The 14465-nt window shown below is 45.5% G+C and carries 16 protein-coding genes and 2 pseudogenes; all 18 read left to right on the forward strand.

Going from position 1 to position 14465, the window contains the following annotated elements; genetic code table 11:
- Positions 1 to 288 precede the first annotated feature (288 nt).
- The gene (locus tag ACTNA4_RS15115) at positions 289 to 813 is read left to right on the forward strand and encodes a flavodoxin family protein (RefSeq protein WP_008119059.1); all 525 of its coding nucleotides are present in this window, start codon (positions 289 to 291) and stop codon (positions 811 to 813) included.
- A gap of 75 nt (positions 814 to 888) precedes the next feature.
- Positions 889 to 1098, forward strand: a complete 210-nt coding sequence (locus ACTNA4_RS15120; protein WP_009300563.1) for a DUF6219 family protein — start codon at positions 889 to 891, stop codon at positions 1096 to 1098.
- Positions 1099 to 1718: 620 nt separating this feature from the next.
- On the forward strand, positions 1719 to 2129 hold the full coding sequence (locus ACTNA4_RS15125; protein ID WP_049946959.1) for a single-stranded DNA-binding protein: 411 nt from the start codon (positions 1719 to 1721) through the stop codon (positions 2127 to 2129).
- A 13-nt stretch (positions 2130 to 2142) separates the two neighbouring features.
- A complete protein-coding gene (locus tag ACTNA4_RS15130; protein WP_026650179.1) occupies positions 2143 to 2592 on the forward strand; it encodes a hypothetical protein in 450 nt (149 codons plus the stop codon).
- On the forward strand, positions 2561 to 3313 hold the full coding sequence (locus ACTNA4_RS15135) for a phage antirepressor KilAC domain-containing protein (protein ID WP_226852932.1): 753 nt from the start codon (positions 2561 to 2563) through the stop codon (positions 3311 to 3313). The genes ACTNA4_RS15130 and ACTNA4_RS15135 overlap by 32 nt, the downstream gene beginning before the upstream one ends.
- A gap of 70 nt (positions 3314 to 3383) precedes the next feature.
- Positions 3384 to 3875 (forward strand): PcfB family protein, encoded by a 492-nt coding sequence (locus ACTNA4_RS15140; RefSeq protein ID WP_026650181.1) that lies wholly within the window; start codon positions 3384 to 3386, stop codon positions 3873 to 3875.
- A pseudogene (locus tag ACTNA4_RS15145) lies at positions 3872 to 6911 on the forward strand (DUF4368 domain-containing protein). The gene ACTNA4_RS15140 and the pseudogene ACTNA4_RS15145 overlap by 4 nt, the downstream one beginning before the upstream one ends.
- On the forward strand, positions 6908 to 7252 hold the full coding sequence (locus ACTNA4_RS15150) for a TnpV protein (RefSeq protein ID WP_441030881.1): 345 nt from the start codon (positions 6908 to 6910) through the stop codon (positions 7250 to 7252). Before ACTNA4_RS15145 ends, ACTNA4_RS15150 begins: the two are co-directional and overlap by 4 nt.
- Before the next feature lie 139 nt (positions 7253 to 7391).
- A complete protein-coding gene (locus tag ACTNA4_RS15155; RefSeq protein ID WP_441030884.1) occupies positions 7392 to 7694 on the forward strand; it encodes a DUF2089 family protein in 303 nt (100 codons plus the stop codon).
- Complete coding sequence (locus ACTNA4_RS15160) at positions 7695 to 8018, forward strand: hypothetical protein (protein ID WP_441030886.1); 324 nt, start codon at positions 7695 to 7697, stop codon at positions 8016 to 8018.
- A 7-nt stretch (positions 8019 to 8025) separates the two neighbouring features.
- Positions 8026 to 8208 carry a cysteine-rich KTR domain-containing protein gene (locus tag ACTNA4_RS15165; protein WP_441030889.1) on the forward strand — a complete coding sequence of 61 codons (183 nt, stop codon included), beginning with the start codon at positions 8026 to 8028 and terminating at the stop codon, positions 8206 to 8208.
- Positions 8209 to 8525: 317 nt separating this feature from the next.
- The gene (locus tag ACTNA4_RS15170) at positions 8526 to 9158 is read left to right on the forward strand and encodes a helix-turn-helix domain-containing protein (RefSeq protein ID WP_235228032.1); all 633 of its coding nucleotides are present in this window, start codon (positions 8526 to 8528) and stop codon (positions 9156 to 9158) included.
- A 107-nt stretch (positions 9159 to 9265) separates the two neighbouring features.
- Positions 9266 to 9625: a DUF3847 domain-containing protein gene (locus ACTNA4_RS15175; RefSeq protein WP_102287169.1), complete on the forward strand. Its 360-nt coding sequence runs from the start codon at positions 9266 to 9268 to the stop codon at positions 9623 to 9625.
- Positions 9591 to 11087 carry a MobQ family relaxase gene (gene mobQ, locus ACTNA4_RS15180; RefSeq protein ID WP_441030893.1) on the forward strand — a complete coding sequence of 499 codons (1497 nt, stop codon included), beginning with the start codon at positions 9591 to 9593 and terminating at the stop codon, positions 11085 to 11087. The genes ACTNA4_RS15175 and mobQ overlap by 35 nt, the downstream gene beginning before the upstream one ends.
- Entirely contained in the window at positions 11084 to 12955 is a 1872-nt protein-coding gene (locus tag ACTNA4_RS15185; protein ID WP_441030895.1) for an AAA family ATPase, read from the forward strand. Before mobQ ends, ACTNA4_RS15185 begins: the two co-directional genes overlap by 4 nt.
- Positions 12956 to 13097: 142 nt before the next feature.
- Complete coding sequence (locus ACTNA4_RS15190; RefSeq protein ID WP_081016876.1) at positions 13098 to 13256, forward strand: transposon-encoded TnpW family protein; 159 nt, start codon at positions 13098 to 13100, stop codon at positions 13254 to 13256.
- A gap of 44 nt (positions 13257 to 13300) precedes the next feature.
- Positions 13301 to 13991, forward strand: a pseudogene (locus ACTNA4_RS15195) (VirD4-like conjugal transfer protein, CD1115 family); the annotation flags it as partial.
- Between the two features lie 240 nt (positions 13992 to 14231).
- Positions 14232 to 14372 (forward strand): Maff2 family mobile element protein, encoded by a 141-nt coding sequence (locus tag ACTNA4_RS15200; RefSeq protein WP_029732077.1) that lies wholly within the window; start codon positions 14232 to 14234, stop codon positions 14370 to 14372.
- The last annotated feature ends 93 nt before the right edge of the window (positions 14373 to 14465 follow it).

The following is a 14465-nucleotide window of genomic DNA, read 5'->3' on the forward strand; positions in this document are numbered from 1 at the left end:
TGAATATATTATCCTAGAGATTTCTGTATCAATCAAAGCCTAACGGCTGTTCAGCTTCGCATTTCGGCCGTTTTGCTCCGCAAAACCGGCCGTTGGGACGCGCCATATGCATTATCCCAAGAACAGGAAGAAGTGATTACGGAATACTGTAATGCAATTTTTAGCAGTGGAGCAGAAACAGAAGAATTTTTCTATCGACTGGGATTAAAAGATGGACTGAATCTGAAAAATACGGTAAAATCTGTATTAGAAATGATATCATGAAATCGGAAGTTGGAGGATACACGCATGAAAATTGTAATCATTAATGGAAGTGCCAGAAAAGGAAACACGCTGACAGCAATCAATGCATTTATAAAAGGAGCATCAGAAAAGAATGAAATTGAAATCATTGAACCTGACAAACTCAACATTGCACCATGCAAGGGATGTGGTGTCTGTCAATGCTCTAAGGGATGCGTCGATAAGGATGATACAAATCCTACAATTGATAAAATTGCTGCCGCAGATATGATTCTTTTTGCTACACCAGTTTATTGGTGGGGAATGTCAGCACAATTGAAACTTATCATTGATAAGTGCTACTGCCGTGGATTGCAGTTAAAAAATAAAAAAGTTGGCACGATTGTTGTAGGCGGTTCTCCCGTAGACAGTATCCAGTATGAGCTGATTGATAAGCAGTTTGACTGTATGGCAAAATATCTTTCATGGGATATGCTTTTCAAAAAATCATATTATGCAACAGCCAGAGATGAACTTGAAAAAAACAAGGATTCCATGAACGAACTTGAGGGGATCGGAAAAAATTTATAAAGCACGTTCCAAATTCCTGTTTGCATATTTCATCAAACGGTACATATTAAAATTAACACAAAGGGAGATGTTAGAATGAAAGCTCATGAATATTGGTCTGTCGGAGCATTGATAACGATGCTAGGAACTTTTTATAGCGGATATAAAGGTTCAAAATCAAGCCATAAATATTTTGCGGCAAGTTCTTTGCTTTGTATGATTATGGCTATTTACACAGGTCATAAGATGATATCTAAAAACAAGAAAACAAAGAAAGAACCAATATCATTAGGAAATGAAGAATAATACAATCAACCTTGTGCCCAGTGGGCACGAAGTTGGCATAGTCACTATGGTGTCAGGAGAAATCCTGGCATCTTTTTTTTTATATCTTTTTACACTTCAAAAAATAATTTCAAAAAATTTCTAAAATCATGTCCGATTTTGTCGCTCCCAATACAGAGTATATGGAAGGCAAATTGAAAATCCTCTGATTTCCAAAAATCACAAACGTAAAAGAGGTTCAGACAGTTCTTCCGATTGCACCTTGACAATTGAAGGAGCTGATACATCTTGAGGAACATGCTTACCGGAGATAATCCGGCTCGTGCAGGCGAAGACTCCTACGGGAAGAGCGAAGCAATAATGATACCACCGAAGGGTACAGGACCTCTGCTGAAACAGAGACTGTGACTGTATTTTTACAGCCGGGTTATCTGGAATGATAACGATCAGATGTATATGTACAGACAAAGCCCAAATGTGAATACTTAGATTTTCTTATTTATATTACAGGAGAAATCCTGTAGCAAGTGGGGAATGGTTCGAATCCATTCCTCATTTTTTCGTGCAGAAAATGCACAGATTATTATCCTGTTTGAAATACCAGGGAAGGGTGTTGCAGGAAGAAAGGGAGGACAAAAAGAATGAATACGATTGTTTTAATGGGTAGACTTGCCAGAGATCCAGAAACTAAGCTGACATCTACGCAAAAGGGACAAACCAAGGTATCTAGGTTTCCACTGGTAGTAAAAAGAAATCGCACAAGCAAAGCATTTGTAGTGATGATCACAGCTTATGGAAATAATGCAGAATTTGTGGAGAAATATCTTGAAAAAGGAATTAAGATTGCTCTTTCCGGAGAGTTGGTAATCTCTCAGATCAAAGATGAACAGACTGGAACTGCATCCTATTATACCGAAGTCATTATGGATAATGTAGAGTTTGCAGAAGCCAAAACAAAAAAAGAAGAATCTGACGGATTTCAACCAGCAGAGAAGAGGAAGATTCCATTCGATATACCAGAAGAACTTGAACAAGAAATGCCATTTCGATAGGAGGACAAGATTTATGAGAAAATACTTTTTAGAATTATTTGCAATAGGATTGGTTGATTCAGAAGGAAGAATCAATACAGAACATATGACAAGTGATGCGCTTATGACTGCCATGAAAACAATGGAAGAGCTGACGCAAATGAAAATGGATCGTTTGGTTTTGGAAACAACAATGGAGATGATCTTATGTATGTTTGAGTCATGTGACACAGAGGAATTTACAGAAATATTAGGCAAGCTGCTTGGCGGAAAGCAGACTTCTAAAGTGACAGCTCATTTGGAAGCACTGGAGGAATTGTTGACAGAAGAGGAATATAGTAGTTTCCTTGCAGAATATCTTGGTTATTTAACCGTGAATGTAGCAGAGTTTATTAGGAGCACAATCATTGAAAATGGTTTGATGTTACTTGCCGGTTCAGGAGGAGAAGAGGATGGAGAAGAGGATGGAGAAGACGGATTATAAAATCACAGAGTTTCACAATTCGGAGTTTGGTTCCATCCGTATGATTGAAGATGGAGGCAGACTTTTATTTTCTGGAATTGATGTAGCATTTGCTTTGGGATATGCAAAACCAAGAAATGCGATAAATGTTCATTGCAAGGGGGCCCTGAAACGGGGCGTCCTTACATCAGGTGGGGTACAGCCAATGATTTTTATTCCAGAGGGAGATGTATATCGGCTGATTACAAAAAGTCGTTTAAAGTCAGCACAGAATTTTGAGAAGTGGGTATTTGATGAGGTACTTCCGGCTATTAGGAAAACAGGCGGATATTTAGAGACCGATCTTTTAGACAGGGTAAAAGATAACCCGGAACTTCTTTTGGAATTTGCCGAGAGACTTTTGGCAGAAAACAATCGAAATCGAGAATTGCAAAATCGTGTAAAGGATATGCAGCCAAAAGCAGATTATTATGATCATTTCATGATTACAGGAGAATGCACCAATATTCGAACGACGGCAAAAGAGATTGAATTTCCAGAAAGAAAATTTGTGAAACTTCTTTTAAATAGAGGATTTCTATATAGGAGTCCATCCGGCACGCTGTTACCCTATGCGGTGGAGAAGAACAATGATCTGTTTATTGTAAAAGACTATTTTAACAATGGACATCTTGGTTCACAGACATTGGTTACACCAAAAGGAAAAGAATTTTTTAAAGCGTTGTGTGCGGAGGAAGAGTAAAGAATGAAGGAGGTGGTTGCCATGATTACAGATCTGGACAGCAGTTAAATCGCTGAAAGGAGGGAAAATCATGCAGGAAGAGGTAACTCAGAAAACGGTCACGTTCTGCATTCGGACTACCAAAGTAACAGCAGATCTATTGAAAAAGGTTCTTGCTGCTTATCTGCGTCATCAGAAGCAGAAATCGGTAGAGAAGAAAGCGAAGAAGAATCAGCCGAAACAGGGAAAGGTCACGGTAAAAGAGCTGGCAAAACAAAATGCCGGGATGGTCAATATCGAGATCACAAATAAGAATATCAAGTCCTTTGAACGTTATGCCAGAAAATACGGGATCAATTATGCTTTGAAAAAAGATAAGAGTAAAGATCCACCGATGTATCTGGTGTTTTTTAAAGGACGTGATCAGGATGCCCTCAATGCTGCTTTCCGTGAGTTTTCCCAGAAACAGATTCAAAAAGCGAATAAGCCTTCTATTCACAAGCGTCTTGCAACTTACAGAGCAATGATGCCAAAGAAATCGAAGGACAAAGTAAAGAACCGGCATCAGGAGCAGAGTCGATGAAAAAGAAAAGCGGCAAAACTCTGATGCAGAAGTGGAAGAATAAAATCGGGGGTAAGCTGTCCGCCCTGGATAAAAAGAAACTGGTTCTTACAAATATTCCTTATGCTCTGGCTGCTTTTTATGCAGACCGGGCATTTTTTCTTTACCGGAACAGTCCGGGAGAAGATATGGGGAACAAACTATTATATGCAATGGAACACGCAGACAGGATTCTTACTGGATTGCAGCCAAGTTTTAACTGGTGTGATATGCTGACAGGAATTGTAGCAGCTGTCATTCTGAAATTACTGGTATGGCAGAAACAGTCAGATGCAAAGAAACTCCGGAAAGGAATCGAGTATGGTTCAGCCAGATGGGGAAACGCTGAGGATATTAAACCTTATATGTCGGAAGATCCCTGGATGAATATTCCATTAACAGCAACAGAAGCATTGACTATGGAAAGTAGACCTAAACAGCCAAAGTATGCAAGAAATAAAAATATAGTGGTCATTGGCGGCAGTGGTTCCGGAAAAACTCGATTTTTCGTTAAGCCGTCAGTCATGCAGATGAACTGTTCCATGGTCATTACAGATCCGAAAGGCACTCTGATCGAGGAGTGCGGGAAGATGTTAGCAAAGGGACCACCTAAGAAAGATAAGAATGGAAATATTATGAAAGATAAATCAGGAAAAGTGGTACACGAACCATATGTGATTAAGGTTCTGAATACTATCAACTTTTCCAAATCGCTTCATTACAATCCATTTGCTTATATACGGTCTGAAAAAGATATCCTGAAGCTGGTTACAACAATCATTGTTAATACCAAAGGCGAAGGGGAAAAAGCTTCCGAAGATTTTTGGGTGAAAGCAGAGAAGCTGTTGTACACGGCATTGATTGCTTTTATTTGGTATGAAGGATATGAAGAGGAAAAGAATCTGAATACCCTTCTGGATCTTTTGAATGAAAGCGAAACCCGTGAAGAGGATGAAACTTACCAGAATCCAGTGGATATGATGTTCCAGGAACTGGAAGAAAGAGATCCGCAGCACTTTGCGGTCAGACAGTATAAAAAATACAAAATGGCGGCTGGTGTTGTATGCTCTAAAAGACTTCTTAATCAGTCGATTGAGAAGTCTCTTAAAACATATAACCTCAACAATCACGAAAGGAGTGCAAGCAATGAGAAGAAATGAGAAAATCACAGCTCTTTACGAGCGTTTGAGCCGTGACGATGATTTACAGGGCGAGAGCAATTCCATCTCCAACCAAAAGAAATTGTTGGAGGACTACGCCGCCCAGCATGACTTTCCTAACCCGACCCATTTCACGGACGATGGTATCAGCGGAACTTGTTTTGATCGTCCCGGATTTTTGGCTATGATGAAAGAGGTTGAAGCCGGAAATGTGGAATACCTCTGTATCAAGGACATGAGCCGTCTGGGGCGTGACTATCTGAAAGTCGGTCAGATTATGGAAATTCTGCGTCAGCGTGGTGTGCGCCTTATCGCCATCAATGACGGCGTGGATAGTGCCAGAGGGGACGATGATTTTACCCCTTTCCGAAACATCATGAACGAGTATTACGCCAGAGACACCAGCCGTAAAATCCGTTCCACTTTCCAATCCAAAGGCAAGACAGGCAAGCACCTCACAGGCTTAGTCATTTACGGCTACCTCTGGAATGAGAAGCGAGACCAATGGTTAGTTGACCCCGAAGCCGCCGAGGTTGTGAAGCGTATCTTTGCCATGACGATTGAGGGCTACGGTCCGTATCAGATCGCCAACAAGCTGAAAGAGGAAAAGGTCCTCATTCCGTCCGCTTACCTTGCACAGCATGGCGAGGGCGTGAACAAAAACAAGACTTTCAAAGATGTGTACGGCTGGGGCTCTTCCACCATCTGCAACATTCTGGAAAAGCGTGAGTATCTGGGACACACCATCAACTTCAAGACCCGAAAGCATTTCAAGGACAAGAAAAGCCATTATGTCCCGGAGGACGAGTGGACGATTTTCGAGAATACCCATGAGCCTATCATCGACCAGCAGACCTATGACCTTGTGCAGAAAATCCGCAGCAAGGTCAGACGCTACCCGGACGGTTGGGGCGAGACAGCACCCCTCACAGGCTTGCTCTATTGTGCCGATTGCGGCGGCAAGATGTATGTCCACCGCACCAACAACGGCAAGCGCATTTCTCAATATACCTGCTCACAGTACACCAAAGTCCCTTGCGGAACGCTCTGCAAGACACAGCACCGTATCAATGAAGATGTGGTACTGTCCCTTGTCTCCGAAATGCTCAAAGCCATTGCCGAGTATGCAAAGCATGACCGAGCCGAGTTTGTTCGAGTGGTACAGGAAGCGCAGTCCAGCCAGCAGACGGCAGAGGTCAAGAAACAGCGGACACGCCTTGCCACCGCAAAGCAGAGAGTTTCCGAGCTGGAAGTCCTGCTCTGTAAAATCTATGAGGACAACATTTTAGGCAAGCTGTCCGACAGCAGATACGCCACTCTGGACGCTCAATACGAAAAGGAACAGTCCGAGCTTACCGCTGAAATCTCTGTTCTGGAAAAGGCTGTCAAGAGCTATGAGAAGCACGAAAAGGACGCTGACCGTTTTATCGCTCTGATTGACAAGTATGAGAACTTCGACAAGCTGACGATTGCCATGCTCAATGAGTTTATCGAGAAAATCCTTGTGCATGAGCGTGACCGAAAGGGCAGTACGCAGACCACACAGGAGGTTGAGATTTACTTCAATTTCGTAGGGCGTTTCGTTCCCCCGGCGTTTGGAGAAGTGGAACTTACCCCGGAGGAATTAGAGGAAATCCGCAAGCGTGAGGAACGCAAGGACAGACTTCATCAGAACTACTTGAAGCGCAAAGCCAGCGGAGCGCAGAAGCGATACGAGGACAAAATCAAGGAGAGAAAAAAGGCGGAAATCGAAGCAAAGAAAGCCGCTATTCGTGCGGAGGATATTGCAAAGGGCGTGTTTGTCCCGGTCAGCAGTTTACCACAGAGAGAGCCGCAGAAAGGAGCGCAGATTGCATGAACATCACTTACAGACAGAATGGAGATTATCTTATTCCGAACATCGTTATCCGCAAGACCAAGCCCATCGGACACTACGGCAGACTTCGCAAGGCATATCTGGAAATGCACCGCCCGATACTGTTCAATGAGCTGGTGCTATCCGACAAGCTCTTTGAGCATTGCGCCGAGATTGACGAAGCGGCACGAAACCGCATGGAGCTGATCGTGCCGGAGCTGGCGAAGCGAAACGGCGTGACCGAGCAACTGAAAGCCGACAACCAAATGGAATGGGTGCGGCAGATGAACGCTTGCAAGGCACAGGCAGAAGCGATTGTGAAGTTTGAGCTGATTTATGATTGATACCGAGAACGCCCGGACGAAAAATGTTCGGGCGTTCTTGCTATATAAACATTTTGAATTTTTTGTTAAAGTTTCCGCGTTGTATTGACTTTAATAAAGTTAAAGAGTATAATGAATAATATTAAAGGAGGGCGAGAGTATGGCACTTCAAGTAATTCCAGAATGGATTGTCAATCTTGATGATGAAGATGTATCATTCATTAAAAGGTTTCTTCTTGCGTCTGGGTCACTAAAAGAAATGGCAAGACAGTATGAAGTGACTTATCCCACCGTCAGATTAAGACTTGACAAACTCATTCAGAAAATCAAGATAAGCGACGATACGGAGAGTGAGCCGTATATCGCACTAATCAAACGACTTGCTATCAATGACAAACTGGATTTTGATACTGCAAAGGTTCTGATTAGTGAGTACAAAAAGATTAAGGGAGGAAATCAATAAATGGAAAGAACTGCTATTGTTCTGATTTTTACATTAGCTCTACTTGTTGGAGTGATTTTTTTGCAGATTTATTTATCCAAGCGAGAAAGCAAATGGCCGGGGCTTGTATTGCCGATCATTGCATTTCTCTGGGGACTTCTGTATCCATTAAGCACAGCAGTACCGTCCGAGGGTGTAACCGTTGGTTTCATTTTTCAAATGCTTTTGATTTGGCTGTTAGGTAACATCCCGACTATTATTTTTCTGGCTATTTATTTTGGCTGTCGAGGTAAGCAACGCCGCAATAAGCAGTTGGACAAAATGAATATTCAAGATTTGGATTGATTACCTAATGGAAAACAGCGTTTGGGTGCTATGCCCGGTCTGCGGAAACAAAACCCGTGACAGAATACGAATAGATACCATCTTAATCAACTACCCTTTGTACTGTCCGAAATGCAAACAGGAAACGCTAATCAACGCAAAGGATTTGAATATTATGGTAATAAAGGAGCGAAGCGAAAAATCCCTTTAGGAACTAAAGGGCGCACTTCTATACTCTCTGTCGAGAGTAGTGCGTCCTGCGGAGCTTCATTCCCGGTCAGCAGAAGAAAACTGCTCGACCGAGCATGTTTCGTCACTTCGTTCCGTCAAGGTGGCTACACCCCCTTGCGCCGCTTATGCGGCTATCCCTTGTGGACTTGCCGTCTGCAAACAGCATAAAATGCTGTTCGCCGCCAGCAAGTAAAAACACAGCGTAAAGTTATGTTGCGGAAATGTAAACTTGAAGTGGTGGTGGCTGAAAGCGTTCATTGCTATAATGAAATCACCAAATCAAAGGAGGATTTCATTATGAAATTATCAGATAAGATTGTTAGGTTGAGAAAGTCCAATGGAATGTCACAGGAAGAGTTAGCTGATAAGCTGGGCGTATCAAGGCAAGCCATTTCCCGTTGGGAAATGGGAACGGCTATGCCAGATGCAACAAACATTCTTCAACTCAGTAGGCTGTTTCAGGTTACAACAGACTACTTGCTAAATGATGAATACCAAAGCGACAATGACCTGCCGAAAGTTAAGGAAGTCAAAACGGACGGCGTCCACCAGATCATGATTTTTTTGCTCACTCTTGAAGTGATGGTGTTGATAATTCAATTCATGTCTGTTGTTATCCTGCAAAACATTTTCTTTGGTGTCCTGAGTTTTATTCCTTTTATTGCTATGGTTGGAGGCTTTGAATACGCATATCAAAAAAAGGCAAATGAGCAGAATGAGAGAACAATACAATTCCGCAAGCGGTTTTATAAAGTCTCTGCATGGTTAGGCACATATTTCCCGATTAGACTGTTGGCAATGGCGTTAGTACATTTTTATCCTCGCCCTATCAATTCGCTTGCTTTGGAATGTGTCATAGCCGTCCTCTATCTAATGACTGCTACCCTCATAACATTAGAGATTGAAAAACGCCATCTTTCAAAGAACTGATTTTAGAACATAACGAATACCGAAAAACTGACCGTTGACTGGTCGCACTATGCGAAAAGTTGACGGTCTTTTTTTATCCCCAAAATCAAAAAAGGAGGTCAATCACCATGACAAAACCGAAAACCCTTGAACAGCTCCGAACCGAAAAGGAACGAGCCGAGACGCAGCTTGCACAGGAACAGCACAAGCTGGAGCGTCTGGAGAACCGAAAGAAGTATCTGGAGAAAGGCGAACGCACCAAGCGCACCCACCGCCTTTGCAATCTGGGCGGAACGATTGAGAGCCTTGCCCCGGAGGTCAAAGATCTCACACGCACCGAAATGACAGAGCTGATGGAACACATCTTTTCCCTGTCCGAAGTCCAGCGAGCCGTCCGTCACATGGCGATTACCCACATCAGCCAAGCAAACAGAGAAAAGGAGTTGAAAGCCGATGGCACTATTTCATCTGAGCGTCACGCAGACTAAGCGAAGCGCAGGACAGTCCGCTATTGCTTCTGCCGCCTACCGAGCCGGGGAGCGATTGTATAGCGAGTATTACGGCGAATACAGCGACTACACCCGCAAGGGCGGCGTGATCTGCTCCGACATTCTCCTGCCGTCCCATGCCCCGCCAGAATACGCAGATCGTCAAACCCTATGGAACGCCGTGGAAAAAGCCGAGCGTGGAAAGAACGCCCAGCTTGCATACAGCTTTGACATTGCCTTGCAGAATGAATTTTCCCTTGAGGAAAACATCGCTCTTGCAAGGCAATTTTTGTTGGAGAACTTTGTGAGCCGGGGCATGGTGGTTGACTTCGCCGTACACCAGCCAGACCGGGAGGACGGCGGCATACCAAACCCGCACTTCCATGTTCTTTGCCCTATCCGTCCCATTGAGCCGAACGGCAAATGGGGGTTAAAGCAACGCCGGGTATATGAGCTGGACGAGGACGGCAACCGTATCCGGGACGCAGACGGGAACTTTGTGTTCAACGCCGTTCCCACTACCGACTGGGGCAGTCCCGAAACGCTGGAATACTGGCGGCAGACATGGGCGGAACTATGCAACGCCAAGTTTGCGGAAAAGGGGCTTGACGTTCGTATCGACCACCGAAGCTATGAGCGTCAGGGCGTGGAGCTTCTTCCCACCGTCCATGAGGGCGCAACTGTCCGGGCAATGGAGAAGAAAGGCATACGCACCGAGAAGGGAGAGTTCAACCGCTGGATCAAAGCCACCAATGCCGTTATCCGTGACATCAAGAAGAAAATCACTCTCCTGTTTGATTGGATTGCCGAAGCAAAAGCGGAGCTTGCCAAGCCGCAGGCACCCGACCTTGTTTCTCTGCTGAACGCCTATTACACCCAGCGCAGAGCCGGGGCATATTCGCAGAAAGGCAAGGTCAGCAACCTAAAGGAGATGAACGAGACTTTCAATTATCTCCGGGCAAACGGCATTTACTCCCTTGAAGATTTGGAAAGCCGTGTCAGCGAACACAGTGCTGCCACAGAGAGCTTGAAGAAAACGCTGGACGAACAGACTGCCCGAATGAAAGCAATTAAGCAGCTCTATGACAGCTCCGCTGCTTTCCAGAGCTTGAAGCCTGTCTATGACGGCTTGCAGAAAATCAAGTTTGAGAAGCCCAGAGCCAAGTACAAGGCAGAGCATGAAGCGGAACTGAAACAGTTCTACGCCGCCAGACGAAAGCTGACCGGAGAGTTCCCGGACGGTAAGGTGGATATGAAAAAGCTGTCCGCAGAGTATGACGCTCTGGAACAGGCGCATGAAACCACCTACGGCGAGTTTAAGACCGTCAGAGACGATTTGCACCGTCTTTGGAAGGTCAAGTCATGCGTAGATACTGCCGCCCGATTTAACGAGCGTACAGAGGAAGAAATGCTCCAAAATCGACCCCAAACACGACAGAAAAAGGAGGAACTATCCCTATGAATTACACCCAAGCACAGATTGACCGGGCGAATGCCGTCAGTCTGGAAGATTTTCTCCGTACACAGGGAGAGACACTAATCAAAAGCGGACGGGAATACCGCTGGAAAGAACATGACAGCTTGACCGTCCGGGGAAACAAGTGGTTTCGCCACAGCCAGAGCAAGGGCGGCTATCCCATTGATTTTGTCATGGAGTTTTACGGAAAGTCCTTCCCCGAAGCCGTCCAGCTCCTGACCGGCGAAAGCGGCGAGGGGCAGACCGAAGCCAGCACAACACCGCCCACAGCGTTTCACTTGCCCTTGCACAACAGGACAGCCGACAGAGCAATCCAATATCTCACAGAAAGCCGAGGTCTCAACAAAACGCTTGTTGAGGCTTTTCTTCTTTCCGGGGATATTTACGAGGACGCAAAGCGGCACAATGTTGTGTTTGTCGGCAGAGACCGAAGCGGTACGCCGAGATACGCCCATGTGCGAGGAACGGCAGACTCATTCAGACAGGACATTGCCGGGTCTGACAAATCCTATCCGTTCCACTATGAGGGAAACGACAACCAGCTCTTTGTCTTTGAAGCACCGATTGACCTTTTGTCCTTTATCTGCCTTTATCCGCAGGACTGGCAGACAAGGAGCTACCTTGCCCTGGGCGGCGTTTCAGGCAAAGCCCTTGACCGTTTTCTTTCTGAACGCAAGGACACCCGAAAAGTGTTCCTCTGCCTTGACAGCGACACCGCAGGAAGTGAAGCCTGCACCCGGCTGGCACAGGACATTCCCGGCGAGATCGCCGTCATTCGCCTTGTCCCGGCAAGGAAAGACTGGAACGATGTTCTCCGTCAGCAAGGGGACATTCCCAGCCGCAAATTCATAGCCGAGACAATCACGCTGCGAGAGCTGCCCACCGCCCAGCCTGTCCCCATGCTCCGTATGGCAGATGTGGAGCTGACGAGCGTGGATTGGCTATGGTTTCCGTATATCCCCTTTGGAAAGCTGACGATCATACAGGGCAACCCCGGCGAGGGCAAGACCTACTTTGCCATGCGTCTTGCGGCGGCTTGCACCAATCGAAAGCCCTTGCCCGGTATGGAGACCCTTGAGCCTTTCAATATCATCTATCAGACCGCCGAGGACGGTCTGGGCGATACCGTTAAGCCCCGGCTGATGGAAGCAAACGCAGACCTTGAAAGAGTGCTTGTCATTGACGATAGAGACACGCCGCTGACCCTTGCCGATGAGCGCATAGCAAGGGCAATCCGTGAGAACAACGCAAGGCTGGTTATCATTGACCCGGTACAGGCGTTTCTGGGCGCAGATGTGGACATGAACAGAGCAAACGAGGTGCGCCCAATATTCCGCAGTCTGGGAGACATTGCACAGGCTACCGGGTGCGCTATCGTGCTGATCGGACACCTGAACAAAGCCGCAGGAACGCAAAGCACCTACCGGGGATTGGGGTCTATCGACATTACGGCGGCAGTCCGCAGTCTGCTGTTTATCGGCAAGCTGAAAGACAGTCCCACAACAAGGGTGCTTATCCATGAGAAAAGCTCCCTTGCGCCGCCCGGACAGTCCCTTGCCTTTTCTCTGGGAGACGAGAAAGGCTTTGAATGGATAGGAGCTTATGACATTACCGCTGACGAGCTTCTTGCCGGGACAGACACCGCCAAGACCGAAAGCAAGACCGCACAGGCGCAAATGCTCATTCTGGAACTGCTTGCAGATGGAAAGCGTATGCCGAGCGCAGTGCTGGAAAAGGCAGTCAATGAGCGTGGGATTTCCTCACGCACCATGAGAACGGCAAAGAGCCGTATCGGGGAGAGACTTGTGACCGAGAAAGACGGCACAGCATGGGTTTGCTATCTCCGAGACTGACAACAGGAACACGGCAAGCGTGGCAAAGACGGCAAGGGTTTTATTGATACCTTAATGTTGCCGCCTTGCCTTGTTCCCTCATACTGACACCGCCCGATGATGAACAGTCACCGGGCATTTTTCATTTACAGGAGGATTTTGAATGAACAATACCGCAACCAACAGCACCACTTGCCCGACTGTCAGAAAGCAGATCGGCAAGACAACCTATATTGTCCGTGTGCATTTCAGCCAGACCGCAAAAGAAACGATGGAGGACAAAATCAAGCGTCTGCTCCGTGAGGAAGTCCGCAAAATGTGACTTCTTTGTAAACTTGATTAAAAAGTCCTTGACAAAACGTCACTGGAAAAACAGCCAAAAGTATTCTTATTTCCTGTGGTGCGAGGCTGGCACCATTTGATATAGCAGAACTCCGTGAGATTATGTCTTATGATGAAATGGAACTGGATAAGATCGGGGACAGGAAGACAGCCTTGTTTTTGATTATGTCCGATACAGATACAACCTTTAACTTTGTGATTGCCATGTTACAGTCACAGCTTTTCAATCTGCTTTGCGACAAGGCAGATGATGAGTATGGTGGAAGACTGCCGGTTCATGTGCGTGTCATCGCCGATGAGTTTGCCAACATCGGGCAGATTCCACAGTTTGACAAGCTAATCGCAACCATCCGAAGCAGGGAAATCTCTGCTTCTATTATTTTGCAGTCACAGAGCCAGTTAAAGGCAATGTACAAGGATAGTGCAGATATCATTCTGGGCAACTGTGATACTACACTTTTCCTTGGTGGCAAAGAGAAAACTACCTTAAAGGAAATGAGCGAGCTTCTGGGTAAGGAAACCATTGATCTGTATAACACTTCGGAAACGAGGAGCAATCAGAAGTCTTTTGGATTGAATTACCAGAAAACAGGCAAACAGCTGATGACAGAAGATGAGATTGCAGTTATGGATGGAGGAAAATGTATCCTGCAGATTCGTGGTGCCAGACCATTTTTCTCAGACAAATATGATATCACGAAACACAAAAATTATCGGTTTCTTGCAGATGAAAATGAGAAAAACCGATACAAAGTAGAAAAAGAGTTAAATCCGCAGTACACACCGAAACCCGAAGAAGAGGTGGAGGTAATTCAGGTGGAGCTGTCGGAGTAACCATGGGAATGAACGAAAAATAATGAGGAAAGGAATAACTGACATTAGGTGCGCCGGCTTTTTAGTCGGTGTTTTTTCATTCCCGTAAACACCTGAAAGAAGTCAGTTTTGGTGAATGTATATGGCATTTTTTAGCAGTGCAATTACAACTTTAAAAACTCTTGTAGTCGCAATCGGCGCAGGTCTTGGCGTGTGGGGTGTCGTAAACCTTCTGGAAGGATATGGAAACGACAATCCCGGCGCTAATGCTCATGTACGGTAAAGTATCACAAGAAAATTATGTCGAATTGACAGCCGCCTCCGCTATACCGAATAAGGAAATAAAGAGTCCTCAAATTTTGCGCTACTAAATGAA

Origin of the sequence: Bariatricus sp. HCP28S3_A7 (assembly GCF_052066375.1) — a bacterium.
Classification (GTDB): domain Bacteria; phylum Bacillota; class Clostridia; order Lachnospirales; family Lachnospiraceae; genus Allocoprococcus.